Genomic DNA, 24239 nt, shown 5'->3' on the forward strand with positions numbered 1-24239 from the left:
ATACGGCTTATTACCACGCCTCTGGCTGCTCACGCAAAAACGGATTGGTCTGCCGTTCATGGCCGAAGGTCGACATCGGCCCATGCCCCGGAATAAAGTCCATATCATCCCCCAGCGGCAACAGTTTATTGCGGATAGAGGCAATCAGCGCCTGATGGTCGCCGCGTGGGAAATCGCTGCGCCCCACGCCACCGTTGAATAATACGTCGCCGACCAACGCCAGCCGCGCCTTATCATTGATAAACACAATGTGCCCCGGCGTATGTCCCGGGCAGTGCAGCACATTCAGCGTCATATCGCCCAGCTGCACGCTGTCGCCTTCGGCCAGCCACTGGGTCGGCGTTAACGGCGCGCACTCTTCCAGCCCGAACATCCGGCTTTGTGCCGGCAGGCCGTCAAGCCAGAACGCATCCTCTTTGTCCGGCCCGATAATCGGCACCTGATAATGTTCCGCCAGCTCCGCCGCCGCACCGACATGATCGAGATGTCCGTGCGTCAATAAAATCTTCGTCAGCTGCACGCCGGCATCCTGCACCGCCGCCTTCAACTTTTCCGCCTCACCGCCGGGATCCACCAGCGCGGCCTGCCCCGTATGCTCACACCAGATCAGCGTACAATTTTGGCTAAACGCCGTGACAGGGATAATTTGGTATTTCATAAAGCTCCAACGACAACGGCGCCGGACCTTGCAGCCGGCGCTCTCTCAACCCAGAGGCACAGCGATTACCAGGTACGCACCGGCCCGGTATCGATGTGAACGAAATTGCTACGCGGATAATAACCTACGCCACCAGCACGCATTTTTAACGCTGCCTTGCGGATATTGCTCAGCTGAATGCCTTCGATATGGAAATCCATCGCCTGGCCTTTGGTGTGGTAGCTATGTTTGGCAACGCCGCGGCTGCGCGCGCGCAGTTCGTTGTTCGTCCCCAGGGAACGGTAGCCGGAAATCAGCTGCACCGGCTTAGTAGTGCCCAACATCCCCTGCAGACGATAAAGATGATCAAACAACTGCGGATCGATCGATTTCACTTTATTCGCGCGGAAATCGCGGAACAAATGATTTAAACGCACCAATTCTTCTTTATTATAATTTTTACCGTCAAAGAATTCGGCTTTAAGTGATTCGCCTGTATGCAGATTATTTACTACAAGAATACGAGGGCGAGAAGTAGAAAGGCTGGCAAATGCTTGACCCGGAAGTAAAGCCATGCCCATCGCGGCGCCACCCAACGCCAGCCATTTACGGCGGTGAAGATCAATTTTGTCCATGTTTCTATCAGACCCGGCAAGAATATCAAAAAAATATGCACAAAAAAGCGCACTGCCTGAACCTTAACCGCCCACGCCGTCTGAGTCAACCCATGATGCGGCGCGGCTTACAGGCACCCTGAAAGCGAGTGCCTGTGTCAGGTCCAAATATTCTGACCGTTATTTATTTAAAAATGCTGCATTTATTACAGCAATTTTTCCGCCTGGGCCAAAATTTGTGCGCCCGATCGCACCGTATTATCGTAATTGTAAATATCTGTACGGAATTGTGGCTGTCCGTCATCGGCAACCCACGCGGTTAAATAATACAATTTAACCGGAATACGCCCACGTACATTTACGAAAGTGGTATTCCCCTGCTTCAACGTGGAGGAAACACGGCTGTCATTCCAACCGGCATCCTGCAACAGCATATTGGCTAATACGGACGCTTTATTTACTCGTACGCAACCGGAACTGAGCGCGCGAATATCTTTTTTAAACAGGCTATGGTTCGGCGTATCATGCAGATAAATAGCATCCGAACTTGGCATATTAAATTTGTAACGCCCCAGCGAGTTAGTGGCGCCCGGCGCCTGACGAATACGATACGGGAAATTGCGGGCGGAGATCGAGCTCCAGTCAATCGTTGACGGATCAATCACCTGCGCATCGTTGCTCCAGCCGGACAGCAGCGTATAACCGTGTTTCTGGAAGTAATTAATATCACGCATCGCCTTCGGCACAATATCTTCACGCACCAGAGTCGTCGGCACATTCCACGGCGGGTTGACCACCACGTTATTCAGCGCGCTGCTCATCAACGGGGTTTTACGGCTTGGGCGGCCGACAATCACCCGCGACGAAAGAACTTCACTACCGTCACGATAATAAACCAGCGAGTAGTTGGGAATATTGACCATAATACCGTTGTTCACCCGCCCCGGCAGAATACGCAAGCGCTGAATATTCAGCGCCAGCAGTGCGGCGCGAGTCTGCGGCGACACATTCAGCCATTCACGCGTACGCACGCCGATCAGGCCGTCCGCACTCAGCCCCTGCCATTTCTGGAAGCGTTTGACGCCTTCAACCAGATCGTCGCTGTACAGGCTGTCGCCGCTGGCAGCGGACTGCAGCATGCCGCCTTCCTCCGAGGTCACCGCCGCAGCACGGTTCTCGCGCAGCTTTTCTTCATCAACCGACTGGTCATCATCCACCACCGGCGCGGTGCTATTCACCATCGACAGCTCCTGACTCTGCGCTATGTTGCCGTCAGTTGCGGACAACATGCCGGTGCGCTGCAGAATTTCACGCAGCGCGGGGATGTCGCTGCTGGTTTGCCCTGGACGCAGCGTCGGGCCGCTGGCCAGATGCGGCCAAGGACGGCTGTCGGTCAACAGGTCGCGCAGCGCCTGATGCATCTTCGCGTATTGCGGGTGCTGCGGCGCCAGCGATTCAATATAGGGCAACGTTTTACTCTGACGTACCGCCAGCTGCCACTGGTTAATTACGGTTGTCGGCGGCGTCGCCAACTTATAAGGAATATTGCTGTATAACCAATTATTGCCATTGGCGCCGATAGAAGAAATAAACTGCAGGTAGCCAAGCATCGCATCCGACAGCACGATATCACGCCCCATGTCGCTGATCGCCGGATCGGTCAGCTGCTTCACCCATTGATTAAACTGCGGCTGAATGCCGGAAATCGCCAGCTCGGCCAGTTGCTGCTGGAACTGCTGCACCGTTTCACGGTCCTGCCACATCGGCTGCATCCGGTTGGCCGCGTACAGCGGGGCCAGCGCGGCAAGGTAGTGCGGCGTAACACCACGCGGCAGCGCCGACATCAGCTCTGCACGGCTTTGCGCCACCGTCGTGGCTGAGGAGCCAGTGGACAATCCGGACGTCGTTGCCCATGCAGGTAACGACGCGGCAAGACCACATGCGATAGCGCAGCTCAGCGCCAGACGTCGAACCCTGTTACTTTCTTTAAGCAACATCCCTTGCCCCCTCTCTGCTCACAAAAAATACGACAAAAATTACTGATTAATTTAAGTATATACCTAAAATAAATGGAGTTGCACTCAGCCGACAAAAGCGCCCGCCGGATGCGGCCGATCCCAGCGTGCCAATGCTGGCAACCGCACTATCATCCATAGCCCATAAAAAATAGCCACCCTGGGGCGGCTATTTTCAGATTTTTAGGAGAGTTTTAAACCTGCGGCGTCTCTGCCGGGCTGGCGCCCAACGCCGGCGGCTCATTGGCAAAACCGCGCAGTCCCACCACGTGCACATGCTCCTGATTCTGGAACACTTTACGCACCAGTTTATAGGTGGTGCCTTTTTCCGGGCTGATATTCTCCGGCGCCGCGATGATCAACTGCATTTCCAGACGGTCGCACAGCTCAAACAGGGTAGCGATGGATTTGGCATCCAGACGCGCCGCTTCATCGAGGAACAACAGGCGGCACGGAGAAATATCCTTGCCGCGCAGGCGACGGGATTCTTCCTCCCAGCTCTGCACCACCATCACCAGAATCGACATACCGGTACCGATCGCCTCGCCGGTCGACAACGCGCCGCTTTCCGCACGCAGCCAGCCGTCAGAGCCGCGGAAGACTTCCACCTCCAGCTCCAGGTAATTACGGTAATCCAGCAGCTCTTCGCCAATGGTCTGCGGCGTGCGCTGTCCCATATCGATCTGCGGATTCAGGCGCTGATACAGTTTAGCCAGCGCTTCGGAGAAGCTCAGGCGGTTGCTGTTGAACAGATCCTGATGCTGCTCCTGCTGTTCGGACAGCACGTCCAGCAGCGTCGCATGCGCTTCACGCACGTTGACGTTCAGACGCACGCTCTTCACCTGGCCGAAGGAAACGGCCTGCAGCCCCTGGTTCAGCATGCGGATACGGTTCTGCTCACGCTGAATGGTTTTGCGGATGATATTCGCCACGCTTTTGGAACTGATCGCCAGTTTTTGCTCGCGGCTGGTCAGCTCCTCGGTCAGACGACTCAGCTCGATCTCCATCTGTTCAATGGCTTCAATCGGGTCGTCGGTGCGGATAATATCCTGACGGATACGCTCGCGCAGGTGCTGATACACCGCGATATAGAACTGGATTTTGCGTTCCGGCCGCTTCGGATCTTCCGACAGACGCAGCACGTCGCGCAGATGTTCGTTATCCGCCACCGCCAGACGCAGCGCACCCAGTGCCTTATCCGACATTGAGCGCAGCTCGTCGCCGTCCATATAGGCCAGCTCACGACGGTGCAGGCGACGCTCCACACCATTATCTTTCACCATGCGCATCACCGCGCACCAGCCCGCCTTGGCGGTCACCACCTGCTCACGCAGCTGATGATAGTCGCGCTCCAGCTTGCGCAGTTTTTTCTGCAGGCTGTCCATTTCCGCTTCGCAGAAGGTCAGCTGTTTCTCCAGCTGATTACGGCGCGCGCGGTTGTTGCTCAGTGCCGCATGCAGCTCGTCGCGGCGCTGACGCGCGCGCGCTTCGGCGTTGGCATCGGCCTGTACGCCGATATCCACCAGCTCCTGACTCAGCTCTTTGAGCATATCGCGCTTGGCTTCATAAGAGCTTTTCAGCGATGCCAATACCTGGCTGTACTGCGTAAACTGGCTCTGATACTGGCGCAGCTGCTCGCGGGCGCTGCTGCGCTCCGCTTCCGCCTGCTCCAGGCGATGGCGCAGTTTATCGTTGAGATCGTTATTGGCGTTTTGCATACCGGCCGAGTCGGTATAGCTGAAGTGCGCGCGGCGCTGCACCACTTCAATCAGCGCGAACGCCTGCTGCTTCGCCTGGCGCTGGGTATTCTGCGCCTGCTGATAATCCTGCTGCAGCTGTTCATGCTGCTCCGGATCGTTTTGCAGCACGGACACCAGCGGCTCCAGTTTATTCAGGGCAACGCCGTGCTGCTGCAGGTAGCGCGCAGCCTCCTGCGCCTCGTCCAGCTCGTCCTGAATTTCTTCCACCCGGTCCTGCAAGGTGTCATCGTTCAGCAGCGAAACCAGCGGCGTCAGGCGATGCAACGCAGAAAGCCCCTCTTTCGCCTGCTCGTACTGCTGACGCTGCTGCTGATTCTGCGCTTCATGGTTGTTCAGCGCACGTTCGATCTCCGTGCGACGACCGTTCAGCGTACGGATTTCCGCTTCCGGATCGGTATCAAAGGCGACGCCCAGATGACTGCCGATAAAGCGGCTGAACGCCTGATGAGAGCGCTGGATTTTCTGTACGTCGAACGACAGCGTCGCGTAGCGCTCCGCCAGCGTTTCACGTTCGGCATGCAAGACTTCCAGACGTTTTTCACGCGCGGCGCGGCCAAACAGCGGCACTTCCGGGAAGCGGGAATAGCGCCACTGACGGTCGGCGATTTTCACCACCACCGCTTTGTCTTGTTCTTCAACGGCGAAGACGCTGTCATCGAACGACTGCGGATCCCCTTCGATCAGGTAGAGATCTTCCGGGCAGTCTTCCAGACCTTCCAGCATTTCGCGCACCAGCGACAGGTCCGGCACCACGATGGCGTGGCGGGACGGGCCATACAGCGCGGAGAAGTAAGGCGCATCGTCGATGGTGACATCGTCGTAAATTTCCGACAGCAGTACGCCGCCGAAACGTTCTGCCAGCGTCACCAGACGCTGATCTTCCGCGCCGCTCGGCTGGCTAAGACGTTCAATCTGCGCGTCGACTTCGCGTTTGCGGGCTGCTACTTCGTCGCGTTCAACCGTGGTTTCACGCTCACGCTCCAGCAGCTGCTGCATATATTCGGTAACCTGCTGGCTGCTTTCCAGCGGTTCGCCGCTTTGTTCACTCAGTTGGCTGAGCGCGTCCTGCGCCGTCAGCCACACCGGCGCGCGGGCGGTCAGTTCGCGGATACGCTGCTGGAGATGCTCCAGCTCCTGCCGCATTTCCATCCGCCGTTCGCCGGCTTCGCTGACGTTCTGCGACAGCGACTCCAGCCGCTCTTCCAGCTCTTGTTGCAGCGCATCGAGGTCGTCTGCCTGATAGTCCTGGCCATGACGTTTACAGAATTCCTGCAGCAGACGCTCGGCGTCCTGCTGAGAGCGCAGACGCTGCTCCAGCTCGCTCAGACGCATACGCAGCGGCTGCACGCGCTCCGCCTGGTGCTGCTGCGACGGCCAGTCGCGCAGCACTTCGCGCGCGGTCTGCCAGGCATCGCTACGGCTGACTTCACCGGCAATTTTACACACCAGCTGGTAAGCCTGTTCAAAGCGGCCGTGCGCGGCATCGGCCACGCTCAGCTTCTGTTCCAACATCAACAGCGCTTCGGTGGCTTCCTGCTCGCGCGCCTGGAAGGTTTCCAGCCACTGTTCGGCATTGTCCGCGCTCAGCTCCGGCAGCTGGCACAGAGAACGCGCGCGCTCCAGCGCCTGCAGCGCCTGCTGATACTGAATGGCGCGGGTCTGCTGCACGTCGAGCGCCTGCTGGTAATCGGCCAGCTGACTTTTCAGCTCATCCACTTCCAGCTCGGCCGCCTCGGCGCGCGCGCTGTACTCTTCCTGCTGTTCGCCGGCTTCGGCCACCACTTCATTCTGTTCTTCCAGCCGGTAGGTCAGCTCTTCCAGATCGGCTTCATAACGCTCGATCTTCTCCTGCTGACGCATCGCGGTCTGCACCAGGTTCAGGTGATCGCTGGCCGCCTGATAATCAGTTTCCAGATCGGACTCCGCACCGCTCTGCTCCGCCAGCTCACGCGCCATCTCTATGTGGCGGTACTGCTCCGCCGCCAGCTGTTTCCGGCTGCCGAACAGGTCGTTGCGCAGCACCAGCGTGCTGTCCAGATGGATACGCCGCTCGTTGGCATGGCGCATATAGTCCGCCGCCACGTAGGACGTCGCTTCAGAAATCAGGTGTTTGAACAGGTCGCGGTCGGACTGGGTGACGCGGATCGCTTCCAGCGTCATGCGGTTCTCCCGCAGCGCGGCCTCCATATCCTGGAACGCCTTGCGCACGCCGCTGTTTTCCGGCAGCAGATAGTCGCGCAGCGAGCGGGTAATGGCGCTGGAAATACCGCCGTATAGCGAGGCCTCGATCAAACGATAGAATTTGCTGCGATCGGCGGAAGAGCGCAGGCGTTTTGGGATAATCCCCAGATCAAACATCAAAGAGTGATAATCAGTGATGGAGTTGAACTGCTTGAACTGCACCCCTTCAATCTCTTCCAGCCGCTCTTTCAGCTCCGGCAGCGACAGCACGCGCGCCTGGCGCTCGCCGACCGTCTGCGTCAGAATTTCCGTCGGCTGCACCGAGGTCGGCAGCCCCTGAATGGTGAACGGCTTGATATCGACCTTACGGTCACGGCCGGCAACCTGCTGCAGACGCACGCCGACCACCACGCGCTGATGGCGCGAGTTGACCACGTCGAGCGTCGAGTAACACACCCCGGCGCGCAGCTTGCCGTGCAGACCTTTATCGCGCGAGCCGCTGGTCGCGCCGGCTTCGGTGGTGTTACGGAAATGCAGCAGCGTCAGATCGGGGATCAGCGCGGTGACGAAGGCCGCCATGGTGGTGGATTTCCCCGCCCCGTTACCGCCGGACAGCGTGGTGACCAGCTCATCCAAATCAAAGGTGCGGGCAAAGAAGCCGTTCCAGTTAACCAGCGTTAGCGAGCGAAATTTACCGCGTTCAATCATTCCTGTTCATCCTCTGCGCTATCCGGCGTGTTATCTGCCGTTTGCTCTTCGCCTTCTTGCTCATCATTCAACAACAGGCTGTTTTCAATCGGCATGGCCTCGCCGTCGCGGATCATACGCAGCTGTGCTTCACGCGGGTCGTCACCGCTGCGCACATCTGCGCCGAAGCGGAATACCGCCTCGGTGATGCGGAATTTACTGCTGTCGCCGCCCATAAAATAGACCATGCCCAGACGGCGCAGACGGTTCAAGGAAGTGCGCACCTTTTCGTGCAGCTTCTGCCGGTCAAGGTCAGAGCCGGTGGAGCGCTGGTTGACGAACTTCAGCAGCTTGTTTTCATCCGCCAGGCTCAGCAGCTCGTCGTACAGCTCCTGATGGCTGAAAATGCCTTCGTGCGCCAGACGTTCCGGGCTCAGATAGAGGTAACAGAGAATTTTACCGACCATCATATCCAGCTCGGACAGCACCGAACGCGGGATCAGCGTCGTGGAACGCGGGCGCAGATAGAAAAAGCCTTCCGGCGCACGCAGCAGCTCGACGCTGTAGCGCGCGTAGAACTCTTCCAGTTCGTCCTGAAAATCCATCAGAAACGCGTGGTTGTCCAGCTCGTCAATGCCGATATGGCGCCCTGCGCGCAGTTGACTGTCCAGCGCCGGAAACAGCGGGTTGGACAATGCCTTCGCCAGTTTTACTGGCATAATGTGTTCAATATTTGTCGATGACATGGGCCTGTACCTTGGCTCCGTAATCATTGATTACCTGCCACTCGGCCGGTAACCCTGAAAAATCAGCTTCAGCCACACCAAGGCGCACCGCCTGGTCGACCACTAAACGCGCCACGTCGAAGTGACGGGCGCGCGGATATTGCGCCAGATAATCGCGCATGACCGCCCCTAAATTGAGCGGCAACTGTTGTTCCTGATAAACCTTCAGCGCCTGTTCGATCATCGCCGCCAGCTGTTCGCGGATTTCGCTGAACTCTTCATATTCCAGATCCGGCGGCAGTTCCCCGGTCACCTCATCGCTGCGCAGCGCCAGTTCTTCATCGCGCATATCCAGCAGGCGATCGGCGCTGGCGTGAGTCAGCGCCCACGGGTTGTCGAAATAGTTTTGCACCGACTGGCGCAGACGCTGCGCAAACACACGGTTTTTATCCATGTCGATCGCGGTACGGATGAATTTGTGCACGTGGCGGTCATAACCGATCCACAGGTCGATCGCCTGCTGCCCCCAACTGACGATGCGATCCAGTTTGCTTTGCAGGTCAAACACCAGTTTGTCGACAAAGGCCAGTTCGGCATCGCCCAACGTGGATTCCTGAATACGCAGCAGATTCGCCTGCAGCTTGTCGCCGGCGGCTTCCAACGTATCCTGCAGTTCACGCAGGGTACCGGAGGTTTCCGACAGCAGCATCTCACAGCTGGAGATCGCGGCGCGCCAGTCCTGGTTCAGCAGTGCGGCGATATCTTCTTTCACCCCCTGCTGCTGCTCATCCATCACGCGCTGGGTCATATCGATGCTGTCGAAGATCTCCGCCACCGAATACTTCAGCGGCGCAAAGACGTTGCGATGCCAGTGGAAATCATCGCCGCCCTCTTCGGCGGCGTCCGCCGCGCGTTTCAATTCCTGCGCGACGATCGACAGCTGCATCGACAGGCGCAGCGTTGAGAATTCACGCTGACGAATATAATAGTCGGTAATGCCGATGCCCAGCGGCGTCAGACGGTAAATGGCATTGCCGTCCGCCAGTTCGCTGGTAAAACGGTTCAACAGGCGCTGGCGCACCATGTCGTTAATCGCATTATTGGCGCGGATCGCCACCGTTTCATGCGTCTGTTCGAAACCCTTGCTGACATGGCGAAATGCATCAACCAGCTCACCTTCGCTCATCTCGCCGTCCAGCCGCTCGCCGTTTAACGTGGCGATCGCAAGCAGAAACGCAAGACGCTCCGTAGGGAGCGAAATAGAGAAATCATTTTTCCGTGCCCAGGCGACCAGTTCGGGTACAGTCTGGGAAAATTCACTCATAGTTCGTCCTTCAGGTTTGGTTTATGCGCCATGACGTGAATATAGCGCCCCAAACTCACGTACGGCTCCTGCCGACAATAGTGCTGTTCAAGCGCCAATAACTCTTCAAATTTTTGTGTCTGCAGTTGCCTGCTTTGCAGGTAATCATGAAACACGCGCACGCCGGTTTTACCGCTGATGCGCATGCCCAGCTGTTCCAGCCAGCCATAGACCAACGGCGGACTATGCGGGTATTGCGGCGACAGCGAACGCTTACGGCGCCGTCTCACTTCGGGATTGACCAATTGAAAATTACCCAATACCACGTTACGCATCAACAAGCCGTTGGCGTTAAAAAACATCAGCGACAGCGCGCCGCCGGGCCGCAGACAATCATACAACGCCTGCAATGCCGCCTGCGGTTCTGCGATCCATTCAAGCACAGCATGGAACAATATCAGATCGACCGGCTGTTCCAAATGCTGACCGATCTCCTGAGCCGAACTTTGTATAAATTGCATGTTCTGGCTCACACCTTTCTGCTGCGCCAACTGCGCGGCGCGTTGGATCATCTCACCAGAAAGATCGCACAACAACACCTGATGTCCTAATTCCGCCAGCTGGCAGGCCATATGGCCTTCGCCGCCGCCGGCATCAAGTATACGCAATGGACGCTGCGGCAGTTGCGCCAGCAGCGTATTCAGATCCTGCCAAACTACCGCCTGGCGGATTTTGCCTTTCGTGGTGCCGTAAATATTACGCGCAAACTTTTCCGCAATATCGTCAAAATTGCGATCCTGCATTGGACTACGGCTCCGTTGATCTTATCCTGCCAGGGGGCAACACGCTCCCCACCAAACCTGCTATTTTGGCACAGACTGGCATAGAATAAATCTTCTTACGGCCGGAATGTGCCCGGATGTCGTTTTTTCGCCCAAAAGGACCGGATTTTTAATGCTGTTCAACCTGAAAAAGTTTATTGGCGGCATCATGATGCCGCTGCCCGCCCTGCTGTTACTGATGGCGCTGGCGCTGTTGCTGCTGTGGTTCACCCGCTGGCAGAAAAGCGGGAAAGTAATTCTCAGCCTGAGCTGGCTGTTTTTACTGCTTTTCAGCCTGCAGCCGGTCGCCGATCGGCTGCTGCGGCCGATTGAATCCACCTACGCCACCTATCGCGGTCATGATCCGGTCAATTATATCGTGGTTTTAGGCGGGGGTTACACTTTCAATCCGGACTGGGCGCCCAGCTCAAACCTGATCGGCAACAGCCTGCCGCGGGTTACCGAAGGCGTACGGCAGTATCTTGCACATCCCGGCGCGAAAATGGTGTTTACCGGCGCGCGCGGCGCCAATACCTTGAGCAATGCGGAAACCGCGGCGCGGGTGGCGGAAAGCCTGGGCGTGCCGCGCCGCGATATCGTGGTGCTGGATCGCCCGGTGGATACCGAGCAAGAGGCGGCGCAGGTCGCCAAACTGATTGGCCGGCAGCCGTTTCTGCTGGTGACCTCTGCCAACCATCTGCCGCGCGCCATGCGCTTTTTCGAGGCGCAGGGGCTGCGGCCAATTCCGGCGCCGGCCAACCAACTGGCCATCACTTCACCGCTGAATATCTGGGATCGGGTACTGCCTTCCGCCATGTTCCTCAGCCATAGCGAACGCGCCTGGTACGAAACCCTGGGCAGTTTGTGGCAGCGGTTGAAGGGGGATAGCGTGAAGGTTAAGTAAAAAACCGGGAAATTAACCATAGCTCCAGCTACCATAATGACATATCTCGACCGACCTGGAACTGATAACCTATTAACATGATCGACATGGAAGGACAGAACATGAACAACTCAATTGAGCCTGGTTATTGCATAGCAACTACCCCCGGAACTCTATCAATGCAGGCGCAGCAGCTTTTTAGACGCAAAGATACCGATGGGGCACGTTACTTTTTGCAGCTGAATGCAGATACACCATATGTATTACCGGGACAAATAATGATTGTAGCTGACCCGTCCAACTCGAATCAAAACGCTAAGCTTCATCATTTACGTCGTGCAAAGAATAAAGTCAACCACACAATGAAGTTTATTGATGGTGACCTTGCTTTATTTATGGTGAATAATCACGACAGTATTAATAGCATTCTGAATCTTTCATCAAAAGGTATTGAATACACATCTGAAGTTGGGTCTAAATATTTTAAGCAGATCGGCAACATCTTACAGCAAATAGAAAGTCTGTATCAGAGCGAGTTTACTCATACCGGTAAACTCGCCAGCCCTCAATTTTATGCTCGTCGAACAGCGCTACTTGCCGAACTAAAAATGCTAATTAAACGTCCTATTTTAAACACATTAGTTCCCAAAACACTAAAAATGAAACCCTACCTGAAAATGACTCAGGCGTTAGGGCTCTCAACTCGCTCAATCATTCATCAATGGTCTACTGCTGGAGCTGCGGGAGCCATTAAAGGTTACGCTGAGCGTCTTGAGGCATCGGTAAAGGCAGTGAAATTTTTTAAATCTGGTGGATATGTGACCCTGGCTTTAGGGGGAATGATGACTACGAATGATGTCATCCTTGCTTGTTCAACTGGTCGTGAACATGAATGTAGAAGGGCTGCGTTAACCAATTATATGAGTTTTGCCGGAGCTACCATCTTATCAGGAGTTTCTGCTTCCAAAGGCGTGTTGGTGGCTGAATCAATTTGTTTGGGGGCCGGTATAGCATCAGGAGGTTTAGGTTTTGCTGTTTGTGCCGCTGGTGGAGCACTCGCCGGTGGCGCCATCGGTGGCGCCGGTGGGGAGATTATTGGTACAAAAATGGGGGAAGCAACAAATACCCTTATAGGCCGAATTTTGGTGGACTAAAGAGATGATATATGATTTTGTAACTGTACTATTTGTCGTATCAGGCCTTGCCCTTTTCACTACCGTTTTTTGTGGTGCTATTTATTATTTATTTATAAGAGAAAAATATAACGCGCTACTACAACACTATGCTTCACGTAACTTTCAAGAACCTTTAAGCTCATCTTGGTTTAGACAGTTCGGGCTTTTAGGTGTATATGGAACATGTGGGTATTTTCGCAAGCTATTAAAAGGTAAAAAAATACCTATTGGCCATAAAAAATATCTTGATAATGGCCCCTATCAATTTGCCAAATCTCTGGATAAAAGTGAGTACGCTTGGTTTTATAAACTGATGCTATTCACGAAACTCGTTGATATATTCATTATCATTTGGTTAATTAGTTTTTCCCTAACAGAATTATTATCCCCGCTTGGTTAATCAGGCTATTGCACCGATCTGAGCTGGCTGTCGTTGCCTCACATCGCAGACAGTCCAGAATCAATCTGTTCATAAGCCTTCTGAACACTGATTAATAAAAGTGAAACGGATGAATACGCTTACCGGCACGAGACGTGCCGGTAAGCCATAAGAAAACTTAAGCGTTAAGGCTGTCGCGCACGCGCTGCAAGTCTTCTGCGGTATCTACGCCGACGCTCGGGATGGCCTTTGCCACCGCGACGTGAATCTTTTCGCCGTACCACAGCACCCGCAGCTGCTCCAGCAGCTCGATTTTTTCCAGCGGGCTTGGCGCCCAGCTGACATAGCGGCGGACAAAACCGGCGCGGTAGGCATAAATACCGAGATGACGCAGCAGGTTATCGCCAATCGCGCTTTTAGACTGCGCAAAACGCTCACGATCCCAAGGGATGGTGGCGCGGGAGAAATAGAGCGCGTAGCCCTCGGCATCCATCACCACTTTCACCGCATTCGGATTAAACGCCTCTTCCGCCGTTTCAATCGGCGCGGCCAGCGTGGCCATACCGGCGCTGCTCGCCGCCAGATTTTCCGCCACCTGACGAATAATCACCGGCGGCACCAGCGGCTCATCCCCCTGCACATTGACGATGATCTGGTCATCGGCAAAACCGTAATGCTCGATCACTTCGGCCAGACGCTCGGTGCCGGACTCATGATCTTCGCGGGTCATGCACACCTCGCCGCCGGCGGCCTCGACCGCACGGGCTACGTCGGGATGATCGGTGGCGACAATCACCCGCTCGGCACCGGATTCACGCGCGCGCTCCATCACATGCACCACCATCGGCTTCCCGTGGATATCCGCCAGCGGTTTACCCGGCAGGCGAGTCGATGCATAACGAGCCGGAATTATTGCGATGAAACTCATGCTTGCTTCTCATCCGGCGACAGCGTGCGCGCTTCGTTTTCGAGCAGCACCGGAATACCATCGCGTAACGGGTATGCCAAGCCGTCCAGCTTGCAGACCAATTCCTGATTTTCTTTATTAAAGTACAGTTTTCCGTTGCAGACCGGGCAAGCAACGATTTCAAGCAAACGGTGATCCATGCTTCCTCCATGGGGAGAGATATGACTGTGGGGAATGTGCGTGAGAATAACATAACGCGCCAGCGCAGGTTAATCATTGCTGGTTTTACTGCTGTGCTTTTCGCCAAAATGGCGTGGGGGTTGTGTTGCCCGCCAAGCAGGCGTAATATTTGTGATGTAAGTCACACAATTATGCAAACACCTGCCAATGATGAAACGTATCAATAAAATTATCGCCCTGTTCGCTAACTTCAGCGCCTAAGGGGCCAAGCCTGTAACGAACGGCGATGTCACTCGTTTTACCCCCCCAGAAACAACGCCGTTCGTTATCCCACTTGCCAAATCTCACCATACTGTTCACGCAATGCTCCCGGCACCGCCCTCAGTCTGACTCGCCCGGCACCGTGCCACTTCGCCATACGGCTAATGCCCTGAAACAGATCCTGGCAGCGCTGCTTACCCATACGAACACCGGTCTCCAGATGGAAACTGATCACCTCAAATTCCCCGGCTCGCCGATGCATTTTCGCATCGATGCGCCCAATCAATTCGCCGCGATTGAGCACCGGTAACGTAAAGTAGCCATACTGCCGCTTTCCTTTCGGCGTATAGCATTCCAGTCGATAGTCGAAATTAAACAATTCCAGCGCCCGGCGGCGATCCCACACCACGGGATCAAACGGCGAAAGCAGCGTGGTGACCCGTGAGCGCAGCTTGTTCTGCTCGGCCAGCGGCAGCGCCTCAGCCAGTGAATGGTGCAGATAAAAATCGCCCGACAGCTGTGCAACCTTTATCGGCAGGATCTCGCCCTGCAGCTGCAGCTGCTGGAGTAGTTTTTTAGGCGCAACGCGCTTCAGGCGATAATAGTCAGCCAGCCACTCCGCTTTAAAAATCCCCAGATAGCGACAGGTACGCGCCAACATCACCCGGCGCGCCTCTTCTTCGGACAATGCCTGTCTGGCATCATCCCAGTCCGGCAACAGGCGTTCGGTCAAGTCATAAACCCGATGAAAATTGCGTCGCTCGGCCACCATCAGCTTGCCGGCGGTAAACAACGTTTCAAGATGACGCTTCTCCGGTTTCCACTCCCACCAACCATTGCCGCCCTTCTTTTCCGCGTTAAAATCCGCCGAGCGCAGCGGCCCGTTTGCAGCGATATGGCTCAACACATCGTTAATCGCGTCCTGATGCTTTTCCGCCCATTCCTGCGAGTATTTCCATCCCATCCCCTGCGGGTTCAGCATGCGATGACGCAATAAGGCGAAATCTTCAATCGGCAGAAAACAGGCTTCATGCGCCCAGTACTCAAAGAGCTGTCGGCCGGCCAGCGCCTGCTCCAGCCACTGTGGCGCATAATCCCCCAGCCGACTGAATAACACCAGGTAAGGGCTGCGGGCAACGACGCTGATAGTATCAATTTGCAGTAGCCCCATGCGTTGAATGGCTGCGACCACATCTTCTGGCCCGGCTTTGCGTTTCGCCGGCGTCAACAACCCCTGAGCGGCCAGATGCAGCGCACGGGCTGCGGCCAGTGAAATAACCGGAACAGACATACGGATATCCAGGTGATTAATCAATCGCTTGAGAATAGTGGAAGTTTGCTCATTTTTCTTTAGCGTTGTGCATCAGGGAGAGCGAAAATGTCAGGTCTAAGCGGCTGCTTGCCAATGATCATGGCAATGGTGAAAGGCCTATGATGGAATGAGGAAGAATTTGACGTTTTCTTCGCCAGTGCGAGGGGGTGGCGGCACCGGCACTGGCGAGGAAGGAGAATGCCTTAGAACGCGATAACGTCCGCGGCGGACAGCCCGTGGGAGCTGCGGCAGATCGAGAACTCGACGTTCTGACCTTCATTTAATGACTTGTTTTTCGTATTGGCGATAGCGCGACGGTTCACATAAATTTCATCGCTGCCGTCAACCGGTAAAATCATACCGTAGCCTGCGGCTTGGTCATACCATTTTACACGGCCCATTTTTAACATTGTATTTTTAAACATAATAATTTCCTTTCTTTCGGGCATCCGTAACAACGCTATTTGTTATTATTGTCTGGATGCTAACCGCCCATCCTAAAGTTTTTCGTAACAAACCTCTCATGAGCAACAAATAAAAAACCCGCACAACGGCGGGCTTATTGAACTTAATATCTTCCGCATGACTCGGCAAGCGCCTCATCAAGGTTGTATTAAGATCTCTATACGCTATTTCCTGTAAAACTTACAGAGCAACAACGTTGGCGGCAGCCGGCCCGCGCGGGCTGTCTTCAATGGTATACTCAACGCGCTGGCCTTCAGCCAGGGTCTTGAAACCATCGGTCATGATTGCGGAGAAGTGTACGAATACATCTTTGCCGCCGTCTTGCTGCTCAATGAAACCAAAACCTTTACTCTCATTGAACCACTTAACCTGACCGGTCTTCTTAGACATTACATTTACCTTTTAAATATTTACAAAACCTGCCATAAGGCAATTTTGGCCATTGCAGAAACATTACTTATGGGAGGTACTTAGAAGGTTCGTCTTTGAAGCGGAATCGAATGATAACGTTTATGGAGGAACTGCTTAGTAAACTGATTACCTAAACTTCTAAATCTTGTCTCGTACATAAATAGGTCTGAATCACAGGCCGAATTCATTTACTCATAAAACCCCAGATTACACAAGGGGGTTTTCACACTATTTTTATCCCTTCGTGTCATTTAATTTTATACCCATGATTAGTATCGAATTATTTTTTGCAAAGTACGGTAAAGAAAACCCGCCTCGCCGTTTTCTTGATGCTTGAATGGCGCTCCAGATGCTGCAAATGAGAGCTAACGCATAAAAATCTAATATGGTTACGCAACATATAACAAATCCATAACCCGATGACTAAACTTGGAGTGATAACAAGGTGAACGGCATGATCGGCAGCACTTTCACCGGAACCGTCATTTTTCAGATAAAACTGAACAAAGGAGCGATGCGCATGACTGCCCAGCAGTTCGTTTCACCCAATGAAATCCGCAGCCGGTTCTCTCTGGCGATGTCGGAAATGTATCAAAAAGAGGTGCCGCTGTATGGTGAGCTGTTAGCCTTGGTGGCCGAGACCAACCGCCAGGTACTGAGCAGCAACAGCGAATTGGCACATCAGTTACAAATCACCGGTGAAATAGAGCGCTTGGCCATGGAGCGTCATGGCGCCATCCGCGTCGGCACGGCTGAAGAACTGACGACATTGCGCCGGCTGTTTAACGTGATGGGCATGTCGCCCGTTGGTTATTACGATCTGGCGCCGGCGGGCGTGCCGGTACACTCCACCGCCTTTCGCGCCGTTCACGAACAGGATCTTCAGGCCAGCCCTTTCCGCGTATTCACCTCATTATTACGTCTGGAGCTGATTGAGCAGCCTGAACTGCGTGCGCTGGCGCAACGCCTGCTGGAACGCCGCCATATTTTCACCAGCCGAGCGCTGGCGCTGATCGAGCAACATGAAAACCAGGGCGGATTGACCGCTGGGCAGGCAGACGAATTTGTTGAACAAGCGCTGGAAACCTTCCGCTGGCACAGCCAGGCTACCGTCAGCGCCGCCGAATACCAACAGCTACACGATCAACACCGGCTGATTGCCGATGTGGTGGCCTTTAAAGGGCCGCACATTAACCATCTGACGCCGCGCACGCTGGATATTGATGCGGCGCAGAGCACCATGCCGCAACGGGGGATCACGCCTAAAGCCGTTATCGAGGGCCCTCCTCGTCGCCGCTGCCCGATTCTGCTGCGGCAAACCAGCTTTAAAGCACTGGTGGAACAGGTCGCTTTTGTTGAAAGCGACGGCGCCTCCGTAATGGGACAGCACACGGCGCGCTTTGGCGAGATAGAGCAACGCGGCGTCGCACTGACGCCCGAAGGCCGCGCTCTGTATGATCGCCTGCTGCAGGCAACCAACGATGCGCTGCAGGCCACGCCAAGCGAAGGCAATGCGGCGCGTTATTACCAACTGTTGCAGGCAAACTTCCAATCATTCCCGGATGACTACCCGGCGCTGCGCGAGCAACGCCTGGCCTGGTTCCGCTACTTCCCTACCGAACTGGGGCTGGCGGCGAAAGATCGTCTGGATGAAAGCTGGACGCTGGAGCGGTTAATCGCTGAGGATTACATCCGCTTCCAACCGCTGGTGTATGAAGATTTTCTGCCGGTCAGCGCCGCCGGCATTTTCCAGTCAAATCTGGGAGACAACGCGCAGGCGCATTACAACGCTACCTCCAGCCGCGGCGTTTTTGAACAGGCGCTCGGCACGAAAGTGGTGGATGAACTGGCGCTGTACCGGCAGACGCAGCAGCGTTCGCTGCAGGCCTGCGCGCAAGCGCTGGGGCTTGGCGCGCTGGAGACCTGATTTACGTCTTCAGATGGGATTCGATACGTTGCAGCAATGATGCTGCCTGTTCGGCGGGAAAAACGGCGTCAACCGGTAAATACCACCAGTTATCCTGAGCAAAGGCGCGGCATTTAACCGCGTCTTTTTCCGTCATCAACAGCGTCTGTCCCGGTGAGGTCAACGCTTGCAGTTGCTCTTCGCTATAGTCCTGATGATCGGCGAACGCCACTTCTTGCGCGACGTTAACGCCCAGCTTTTCCAGCGTAGCGAAAAAGCGCGGCGGGTGACCAATGCCGGCCATCGCGACAGACTGCGGCAGTTGCACCGCTGGCAACCGCTCGCCAGTGGCGATATTCACCGCATCACGCGCCTGCAGTTTCATGGCGATCTCACCCGGCTGCGCCACCCCGCCGTTGGTAATGCAGGCATCAACGCTGCGCAAACGATCGGCGCGCTCGCGCATCGGCCCGGCAGGCAACCACCAGCCGTTGCCAAAACGCCGCACGCCGTCAATCACCACCAGCTCAACATCGCGCTGCAGCGCATAATGCTGCAGACCGTCATCGGTAATCACCAGATCAAGATCGTGCTGCGCCAACAGCGCCTGCACGGCTTCCGTACGCTTGGGCGATACCGCCACCGGAGCCGCGGTGCGCTGATAGATCAGCACCGGCTCGTCCCCGGCCTGCCGGGTCGTCGTCTGTGCATTCAGCACCAGCGGATAAACCGCCGATTTACCGCCATAGCCGCGGGAAACCACGCCAACCCGGTAACCACGCTGCTGCAGCTGTTCAACCAGCCAGATAACCGTTGGCGTTTTGCCATTGCCGCCGGCGGTCAGGTTACCCACCACCACCACAGGCACCGGCGCGCGCCAGCTTTTACGCCAGCCGAGCCTGTAGCTCAGCCGAATAAGCCCGCTCACCAGGCCATACAGCCAGGAGAGCGGTAACAGCAGCAGGTAGAGCAGCGAACTGCCGGACCAGATACGTTCGATCATTATTCACCAAACTGCATGCGGTGCAGCTGTGCGTAAACACCCTGCTTCGCGAGCAAATCAGCGTGCTCGCCACGCTCGACGATACGGCCGTCCTCAACCACCAAAATCTCATCCGCTTTTTCAATGGTGGACAGGCGGTGGGCGATAACCAGCGAGGTGCGGTTCTTCTGCAGTTCGTCCAGCGCCGCCTGAATCGCACGTTCGGATTCCGTATCCAGCGCAGAGGTAGCTTCATCCAGGATCAGTATCGGGCAATCGCGCAGCAGAGCGCGGGCGATGGCGATACGCTGGCGCTGACCGCCGGAAAGCATCACGCCGTTTTCGCCGATCACCGTATCCAGACCCTGATCCATTTTCTCGATAAAGTCCATGGCGTAAGCCATTCGCGCCGCTTTCTCAATATCTTCACGGCTATAACGGTCTTCACGCGCATAGGCGATATTATTGGCGATGGTATCGTTAAACAGATGGACGTTCTGCGACACCAGAGCCACTTGATCGCGCAGCGACGCCAGCGTGTATTCACGCAAATCGTGCCCATCCATCAGGATCTCGCCCTGCTGAATGTCATAGAAGCGGGTCAGCAGATTGGCAATCGTCGATTTACCCGAGCCGGAACGTCCGACCAAGGCGACCGTTTTGCCTTCCTCAATCGTCAGGTTGATATCACGCAGCGCCGGCGTATCTTTCCCCGGGTAGTAGAAAGTGACATTATGCAGCTCGACATCCCCTTTGGCGCGCTTGATTTCGCGCGTGCCGGTATCTTTTTCCTGTTCCATATCCAGAATGGAGAACAGCGTCTGGCAGGCCGCCATACCGCGCTGGAACTGAGCATTGACGTTGGTCAACGATTTCAGCGGACGCATCAGTGCAATCATGGAGGAGAACACCACGGTAATGGTACCCGCCGTCAGGGTCGCCATCACGCTAGGGAAGCTGGCGGCGAACAAGACAAAGGCCAGCGCCAGCGAGGCTATCAGCTGAATAATCGGGTCGGAAATTGATGAGGCGGAAACCAGTTTCATCCCCTGCTGGCGCATACGGTTACTGACCGTGTTAAAACGTTCGGTCTCCACCTGCTGGCCGCCGAAAATCAGAACTTCCTTATGCCCTTTCAGCATCTGCTCGGCGCTGGTGGTCACCTGCCCCATCGTATTTTGCATGCTTTTACTGATATTACGGAAACGCTTGGAGACCATGCGGATAGCGATAGAAACAATCGGCGCCAGTACGATCAAGATAAGCGACAGCTGCCAGCTGTAGTAGAACATCATGATAAACAGGCCGATGATTGAAGCGCCTTCACGCACCACGGTCACCAGCGCACCGGAAGATGATGAGGCTACCTGTTCGGAATCATAAGTAATACGCGACAACAATGTACCGGTAGACTGCTGATCAAAGAAGGATACCGGCATACGCATCATATGACCAAACAGCCGCCGGCGCATATGCATCACAACCATCCCAGATACCCAGGAAATACAATAACTTGAAATGAAGCTGGTTACGCCGCGCATCAACATCAGCCCGATCACGGCCAGCGGCATCCACACCAGAACGCTGCTGTCTGCTTTACCAAAGCCGTCATCCAGCAGAGGTTTGAGCAAGGATAACATCAGGGTGTCGCCCGCAGCGTTCAAAACCAGCGCAATAGCAGCGACAATCAATCCTGCTTTGAAAGGGGTGATCATCGGCCACAGGCGACGGAATGTCTGCCAGGTCGAGAGATCTTTATCATTCATCATGCAAATACCAGCATCGGAAGAAATAGCGGCCCATTTTACTCATTATCCCCCCTTTCTCCAAACCGCTGATGGTACCAACGGGGCATTAATTGCTCACGAAAGCCTTTAATTTGCCAATCATTGTCGAAAAACAGCACGCTCAACTGCCCGGAGCGTGAAGTGTCATGCCATGCAATGCGATAGGAACGGTAACGCCCGACGATTTTTTCCGCAGGCAGGCGCCACTGATTGTAGCGGGAAGCTGAGGCTAACGCCGCGGACGGCGCCACCGCCCGCAGAAATGGCGGCGTAGATGAGGTCTTGCTGCCATGGTGCGGCACCTGTAACAAGGTGGACGGTAATTCGGCGCGCTGTTTCAGCAATGCCGACTCCCCTCGGGCTTCCAGATCGCCGGTTAACAGCAGGCTGAATCTTCCATCATCGACGCGAATCGTACAGGAATCATCATTGCCCACATGTTTCAGGCGCTGCGGAGGCCACAACACGCGAAAATTAAGCCCGCGCCATTGCCACTGCCGTCCCTGCACACAGGCATAATGACCAGCGGCATGCAAAGGAGAATACACCGCCGCTTTCGGAAAGGCCCGTTGCACCGCACTCAGTCCGCCCATATGGTCCTGATGACTGTGGCTGATAATAATTTTCTCCAGCTCAATACCGCGCCAATGCAAATAGGGCAGAATCTCCCGCTCGGCCATACTGCCGCTTGCCCAGCGATCGCCGGTATCATACATCACCGCTTTGCCGTCACGTTCGATCACCACCGCCAGGCCATGCCCCACATCCATCATATCGACACGCCAACGATAATCCGGCTGGCGCTCACGCCACGTCAGGCAACAGAGCAATACGGCGATACAGCCGCCGGGGGAACTCGACCAGCTGCGTAGACGCCAGCCGAGCACGCTTAACCAACCCAGCGCACTGAACGGCAGCAGCGCACTGCCTACGCGCAGCCACCCCTGCTCCAGCCATGGCAACGGCCAGATGGCCCATGTCAGCGACAGATCGGCCCAGCGCCAGAACCAACCCGCCGCGGCGCTCCCGGCCCCGGCGATAATAGCAAACAGAATCATGGGGACACTGAGCAACGATACAATCGGCACCGCCCAGAGGTTAGCCGGCAATGACGTCCAGGTCACGCCGTGGAACAACCCGAACTGCATCGGCATCAGTAACAATGTCATACCGAGTTGGATATGCAGCCAACGCAGCGGTGCCCAATACCAGCCTGCGCGAAACCGAGACGGCAGCGCCGCCCATTCAAACCAGAAGATCAGTGCCGCCACCGCCAGTACCGACAGCCAAAAGCTGTCGGACAATATTGCTAACGGATCGCTCAACAGAATCAGGCAAACGCACCATAGCCAAATTTGCCATGGGGTGCAGCAGATGCCCCGTAAACGCACCAGCGTCCAGAGCGTCAGCGCGAGCAGCGCACGCACCGCCGGCGGCTGAGCGCCTGCCAGCCATACGTATCCCAGCGCCGCCAGCACGCTACCGACCAGAGGCAAGCGATAGCCAATCCAGCCGACCGGCAACGCGAGCTGCATCAACCGCAGCAGGCACCACGCCAGCACGGCCGCCAGTGAAATATGCAGACCAGAAATCGCCATTAAATGCGCGATACCCGTTTTCAGAAACAGGTTCCGTTCCGTCTGGCTCAGCAGAGCGCGTTCGCCAAACGCCAGCGCCAGTAAAGTACTCTGATGATAGAATCCTTCTGTACGCCGCTGCGCAGCGCTGACAATACGCTGGCGCCAGCCGCACCGCGCATCCATCACCTTAGCGGACTGTATGTAACCACTTAATGGCTGACGACGCGCCATCGCCCAACGCTGGCTGTCAAAACCACCTTGATTCAAGCGGCTGTGTACCGGACGTAAACGCGCTTTAAGTTGCCAGCGTTGCCCGGCACACCACGGCGCATATTTCCAGTAAGCGCTGAATGACAACGCCGGAAACAGCCAGCGGCCATTAACCTGTTCAATACGGAACAGCACCTTTCCCGGCTCGTGGTCAGCCAGCGCGACGCTGGCAACGCTGACCGTCAGATTAAGCGGCTTACCGCTTAGCACAGAGATCTGGCGCGTAAGCTGCTGCGCACTGCCGCAGGCCAACATAAACCCGCACAGCAGCCAGGCGGCATACTGGCAATATGCCGATGGCGTTTGTCGCCAGCAGTACACCATCACCAACGCCAGGCCCGCAATCAGCAACGGTGCCGGCAACTGCGGCAAAAACAGCAGCGGCGCCATCCCCAGCACCAGAGCAATGGCAGCAATATCTACGGAAATTTTGATAATGCTCTCCCGGTAAACACATCATGATTGCAGGGAGAGTACGTTGATACTTCGTCGGTTATCGGCCAAAAAACGAGTAACGGAATACACAGCGCAGGCTTAATTTCTGGTGAACAAGCCTTACGTTAAGCATGCGCGGCAATGCGCAAAATCAGGAGGTAACCACGGGAGAAGCTGACGGTATATCGTCTGTCATCAGCCCGCGTTAGAGGCAAAAAAAAACGGCGCCAGCAGGCACCGTTTTATCTTCTTTACAAGCAATAACGCTATGGGCTATTAGCCATAGATATTGGCGCGATCGCGCAACTCTTTACCCGGTTTAAAGTGAGGAACGTACTTGCCGTCCAGCTCAACCTTATCGCCGGTTTTTGGGTTACGACCAACGCGCGGGGCACGGTAGTGAAGAGAAAAACTGCCGAATCCGCGGATCTCGATGCGCTCGCCATCAGCCAATGTCGCAGCCATATGTTCTAGCATCTCTTTCACTGCATCCTCAACGGCCTTCGCCGGGATATGAGATTGCTGGCCAGCAAGTCTTTCAATAAGTTCAGACTTGGTCATAG

General features: G+C 55.5%; 19 protein-coding genes and 1 pseudogene. 4 read left to right on the forward strand and 16 right to left on the reverse strand.

Translation table 11 applies throughout. The annotated features are described in order from the left end of the window. Positions 1-10: 10 nt before the first annotated feature. From FO014_RS01910 to cmoM, 7 genes and pseudogenes are all read right to left on the reverse strand, one after another. The gene (locus FO014_RS01910) at positions 11-658 is read right to left on the reverse strand and encodes an MBL fold metallo-hydrolase (protein WP_160027397.1); all 648 of its coding nucleotides are present in this window, start codon (positions 656-658) and stop codon (positions 11-13) included. A 65-nt stretch (positions 659-723) separates the two neighbouring features. Further along, positions 724-1272 (reverse strand): peptidoglycan L,D-endopeptidase MepK, encoded by a 549-nt coding sequence (gene mepK / locus FO014_RS01915; protein ID WP_105230535.1) that lies wholly within the window; start codon positions 1270-1272, stop codon positions 724-726. Positions 1273-1457: 185 nt separating this feature from the next. Continuing rightward, positions 1458-3125: pseudogene (ldtD, locus tag FO014_RS01920) on the reverse strand (L,D-transpeptidase); the annotation flags it as partial. 335 nt (positions 3126-3460) lie between these two features. After that, a complete protein-coding gene (gene mukB, locus FO014_RS01925; protein ID WP_160027401.1) occupies positions 3461-7915 on the reverse strand; it encodes a chromosome partition protein MukB in 4455 nt (1484 codons plus the stop codon). After that, the gene (gene mukE / locus FO014_RS01930; RefSeq protein WP_105230532.1) at positions 7912-8640 is read right to left on the reverse strand and encodes a chromosome partition protein MukE; all 729 of its coding nucleotides are present in this window, start codon (positions 8638-8640) and stop codon (positions 7912-7914) included. The genes mukB and mukE overlap by 4 nt, the downstream gene beginning before the upstream one ends. Beyond that, complete coding sequence (gene mukF / locus FO014_RS01935) at positions 8621-9943, reverse strand: chromosome partition protein MukF (RefSeq protein ID WP_105230531.1); 1323 nt, start codon at positions 9941-9943, stop codon at positions 8621-8623. Before mukF ends, mukE begins: the two co-directional genes overlap by 20 nt. Then, on the reverse strand, positions 9940-10725 hold the full coding sequence (gene cmoM / locus FO014_RS01940; protein WP_015671771.1) for a tRNA uridine 5-oxyacetic acid(34) methyltransferase CmoM: 786 nt from the start codon (positions 10723-10725) through the stop codon (positions 9940-9942). The genes mukF and cmoM overlap by 4 nt, the downstream gene beginning before the upstream one ends. Positions 10726-10876: 151 nt before the next feature. On the opposite strand from cmoM, the gene elyC reads away from it, so the two are divergent. The 3 genes from elyC to FO014_RS01955 all read left to right on the forward strand — a co-directional run bounded on the left by elyC (position 10877) and on the right by FO014_RS01955 (position 13201). Next, a complete protein-coding gene (gene elyC, locus FO014_RS01945; protein WP_160027403.1) occupies positions 10877-11647 on the forward strand; it encodes an envelope biogenesis factor ElyC in 771 nt (256 codons plus the stop codon). Positions 11648-11748: 101 nt separating this feature from the next. Further along, positions 11749-12780, forward strand: a complete 1032-nt coding sequence (locus tag FO014_RS01950; protein WP_160027405.1) for a hypothetical protein — start codon at positions 11749-11751, stop codon at positions 12778-12780. A 4-nt stretch (positions 12781-12784) separates the two neighbouring features. Then, positions 12785-13201, forward strand: a complete 417-nt coding sequence (locus tag FO014_RS01955; RefSeq protein ID WP_160027407.1) for a hypothetical protein — start codon at positions 12785-12787, stop codon at positions 13199-13201. 157 nt (positions 13202-13358) lie between these two features. Here FO014_RS01955 and kdsB read toward each other — a convergent pair whose 3' ends face one another. The 5 genes from kdsB to cspE form a co-directional block, all read right to left on the reverse strand. Continuing rightward, the gene (gene kdsB / locus FO014_RS01960; RefSeq protein ID WP_160027409.1) at positions 13359-14108 is read right to left on the reverse strand and encodes a 3-deoxy-manno-octulosonate cytidylyltransferase; all 750 of its coding nucleotides are present in this window, start codon (positions 14106-14108) and stop codon (positions 13359-13361) included. Beyond that, positions 14105-14287, reverse strand: coding sequence for a Trm112 family protein (locus FO014_RS01965; RefSeq protein ID WP_105230528.1), 183 nt, complete (start codon positions 14285-14287; stop codon positions 14105-14107). The genes kdsB and FO014_RS01965 overlap by 4 nt, the downstream gene beginning before the upstream one ends. A 305-nt stretch (positions 14288-14592) precedes the next feature. Further along, complete coding sequence (locus tag FO014_RS01970; protein ID WP_160027411.1) at positions 14593-15819, reverse strand: winged helix-turn-helix domain-containing protein; 1227 nt, start codon at positions 15817-15819, stop codon at positions 14593-14595. Positions 15820-16043: 224 nt separating this feature from the next. Continuing rightward, entirely contained in the window at positions 16044-16265 is a 222-nt protein-coding gene (locus FO014_RS01975) for a cold-shock protein (protein WP_160027413.1), read from the reverse strand. Positions 16266-16485: 220 nt separating this feature from the next. Then, positions 16486-16695, reverse strand: a complete 210-nt coding sequence (cspE, locus tag FO014_RS01980; protein WP_015671765.1) for a transcription antiterminator/RNA stability regulator CspE — start codon at positions 16693-16695, stop codon at positions 16486-16488. Between the two features lie 541 nt (positions 16696-17236). Here cspE and hglS point away from each other — a divergent pair. Then, on the forward strand, positions 17237-18643 hold the full coding sequence (gene hglS / locus FO014_RS01985; RefSeq protein ID WP_160027415.1) for a 2-oxoadipate dioxygenase/decarboxylase HglS: 1407 nt from the start codon (positions 17237-17239) through the stop codon (positions 18641-18643). Between the two features lies 1 nt (position 18644). On the opposite strand, the gene lpxK is transcribed toward hglS, so the two are convergent. The 4 genes from lpxK to ihfB all read right to left on the reverse strand — a co-directional run bounded on the left by lpxK (position 18645) and on the right by ihfB (position 24237). Next, positions 18645-19625 (reverse strand): tetraacyldisaccharide 4'-kinase, encoded by a 981-nt coding sequence (lpxK, locus tag FO014_RS01990; RefSeq protein ID WP_160027417.1) that lies wholly within the window; start codon positions 19623-19625, stop codon positions 18645-18647. Further along, the gene (gene msbA / locus FO014_RS01995) at positions 19625-21373 is read right to left on the reverse strand and encodes a lipid A ABC transporter ATP-binding protein/permease MsbA (protein ID WP_160027419.1); all 1749 of its coding nucleotides are present in this window, start codon (positions 21371-21373) and stop codon (positions 19625-19627) included. Before msbA ends, lpxK begins: the two co-directional genes overlap by 1 nt. Positions 21374-21408: 35 nt before the next feature. Then, positions 21409-23631 (reverse strand): ComEC family protein, encoded by a 2223-nt coding sequence (locus FO014_RS02000; protein ID WP_246168061.1) that lies wholly within the window; start codon positions 23629-23631, stop codon positions 21409-21411. Positions 23632-23952: 321 nt separating this feature from the next. Then, the gene (ihfB, locus tag FO014_RS02005) at positions 23953-24237 is read right to left on the reverse strand and encodes an integration host factor subunit beta (protein ID WP_015671760.1); all 285 of its coding nucleotides are present in this window, start codon (positions 24235-24237) and stop codon (positions 23953-23955) included. Positions 24238-24239 lie beyond the last annotated feature (2 nt).

The organism is Serratia rhizosphaerae (assembly GCF_009817885.1).
Lineage (GTDB): Bacteria > Pseudomonadota > Gammaproteobacteria > Enterobacterales > Enterobacteriaceae > Serratia_B > Serratia_B rhizosphaerae.

Coding starts and splice junctions, on each gene's coding strand:
- FO014_RS01970 (WP_160027411.1), bottom strand. CDS start 15,819: ATGTCTGTTCCGGTTATTTCACTGGCCGCAGCCCGTGCGCTGCATCTG.
- FO014_RS01965 (WP_105230528.1), bottom strand. CDS start 14,287: ATGGATCACCGTTTGCTTGAAATCGTTGCTTGCCCGGTCTGCAACGGA.
- FO014_RS01955 (WP_160027407.1), top strand. CDS start 12,785: ATGATATATGATTTTGTAACTGTACTATTTGTCGTATCAGGCCTTGCC.
- kdsB (WP_160027409.1), bottom strand. CDS start 14,108: ATGAGTTTCATCGCAATAATTCCGGCTCGTTATGCATCGACTCGCCTG.
- msbA (WP_160027419.1), bottom strand. CDS start 21,373: ATGATGAATGATAAAGATCTCTCGACCTGGCAGACATTCCGTCGCCTG.
- mukE (WP_105230532.1), bottom strand. CDS start 8,640: ATGTCATCGACAAATATTGAACACATTATGCCAGTAAAACTGGCGAAG.
- FO014_RS01975 (WP_160027413.1), bottom strand. CDS start 16,265: ATGTTTAAAAATACAATGTTAAAAATGGGCCGTGTAAAATGGTATGAC.
- mukB (WP_160027401.1), bottom strand. CDS start 7,915: ATGATTGAACGCGGTAAATTTCGCTCGCTAACGCTGGTTAACTGGAAC.
- lpxK (WP_160027417.1), bottom strand. CDS start 19,625: ATGATCGAACGTATCTGGTCCGGCAGTTCGCTGCTCTACCTGCTGCTG.
- ihfB (WP_015671760.1), bottom strand. CDS start 24,237: ATGACCAAGTCTGAACTTATTGAAAGACTTGCTGGCCAGCAATCTCAT.
- mepK (WP_105230535.1), bottom strand. CDS start 1,272: ATGGACAAAATTGATCTTCACCGCCGTAAATGGCTGGCGTTGGGTGGC.
- hglS (WP_160027415.1), top strand. CDS start 17,237: ATGACTGCCCAGCAGTTCGTTTCACCCAATGAAATCCGCAGCCGGTTC.
- cmoM (WP_015671771.1), bottom strand. CDS start 10,725: ATGCAGGATCGCAATTTTGACGATATTGCGGAAAAGTTTGCGCGTAAT.
- FO014_RS02000 (WP_246168061.1), bottom strand. CDS start 23,631: ATGGCGCCGCTGCTGTTTTTGCCGCAGTTGCCGGCACCGTTGCTGATT.
- cspE (WP_015671765.1), bottom strand. CDS start 16,695: ATGTCTAAGAAGACCGGTCAGGTTAAGTGGTTCAATGAGAGTAAAGGT.
- FO014_RS01910 (WP_160027397.1), bottom strand. CDS start 658: ATGAAATACCAAATTATCCCTGTCACGGCGTTTAGCCAAAATTGTACG.
- FO014_RS01950 (WP_160027405.1), top strand. CDS start 11,749: ATGAACAACTCAATTGAGCCTGGTTATTGCATAGCAACTACCCCCGGA.
- mukF (WP_105230531.1), bottom strand. CDS start 9,943: ATGAGTGAATTTTCCCAGACTGTACCCGAACTGGTCGCCTGGGCACGG.
- elyC (WP_160027403.1), top strand. CDS start 10,877: ATGCTGTTCAACCTGAAAAAGTTTATTGGCGGCATCATGATGCCGCTG.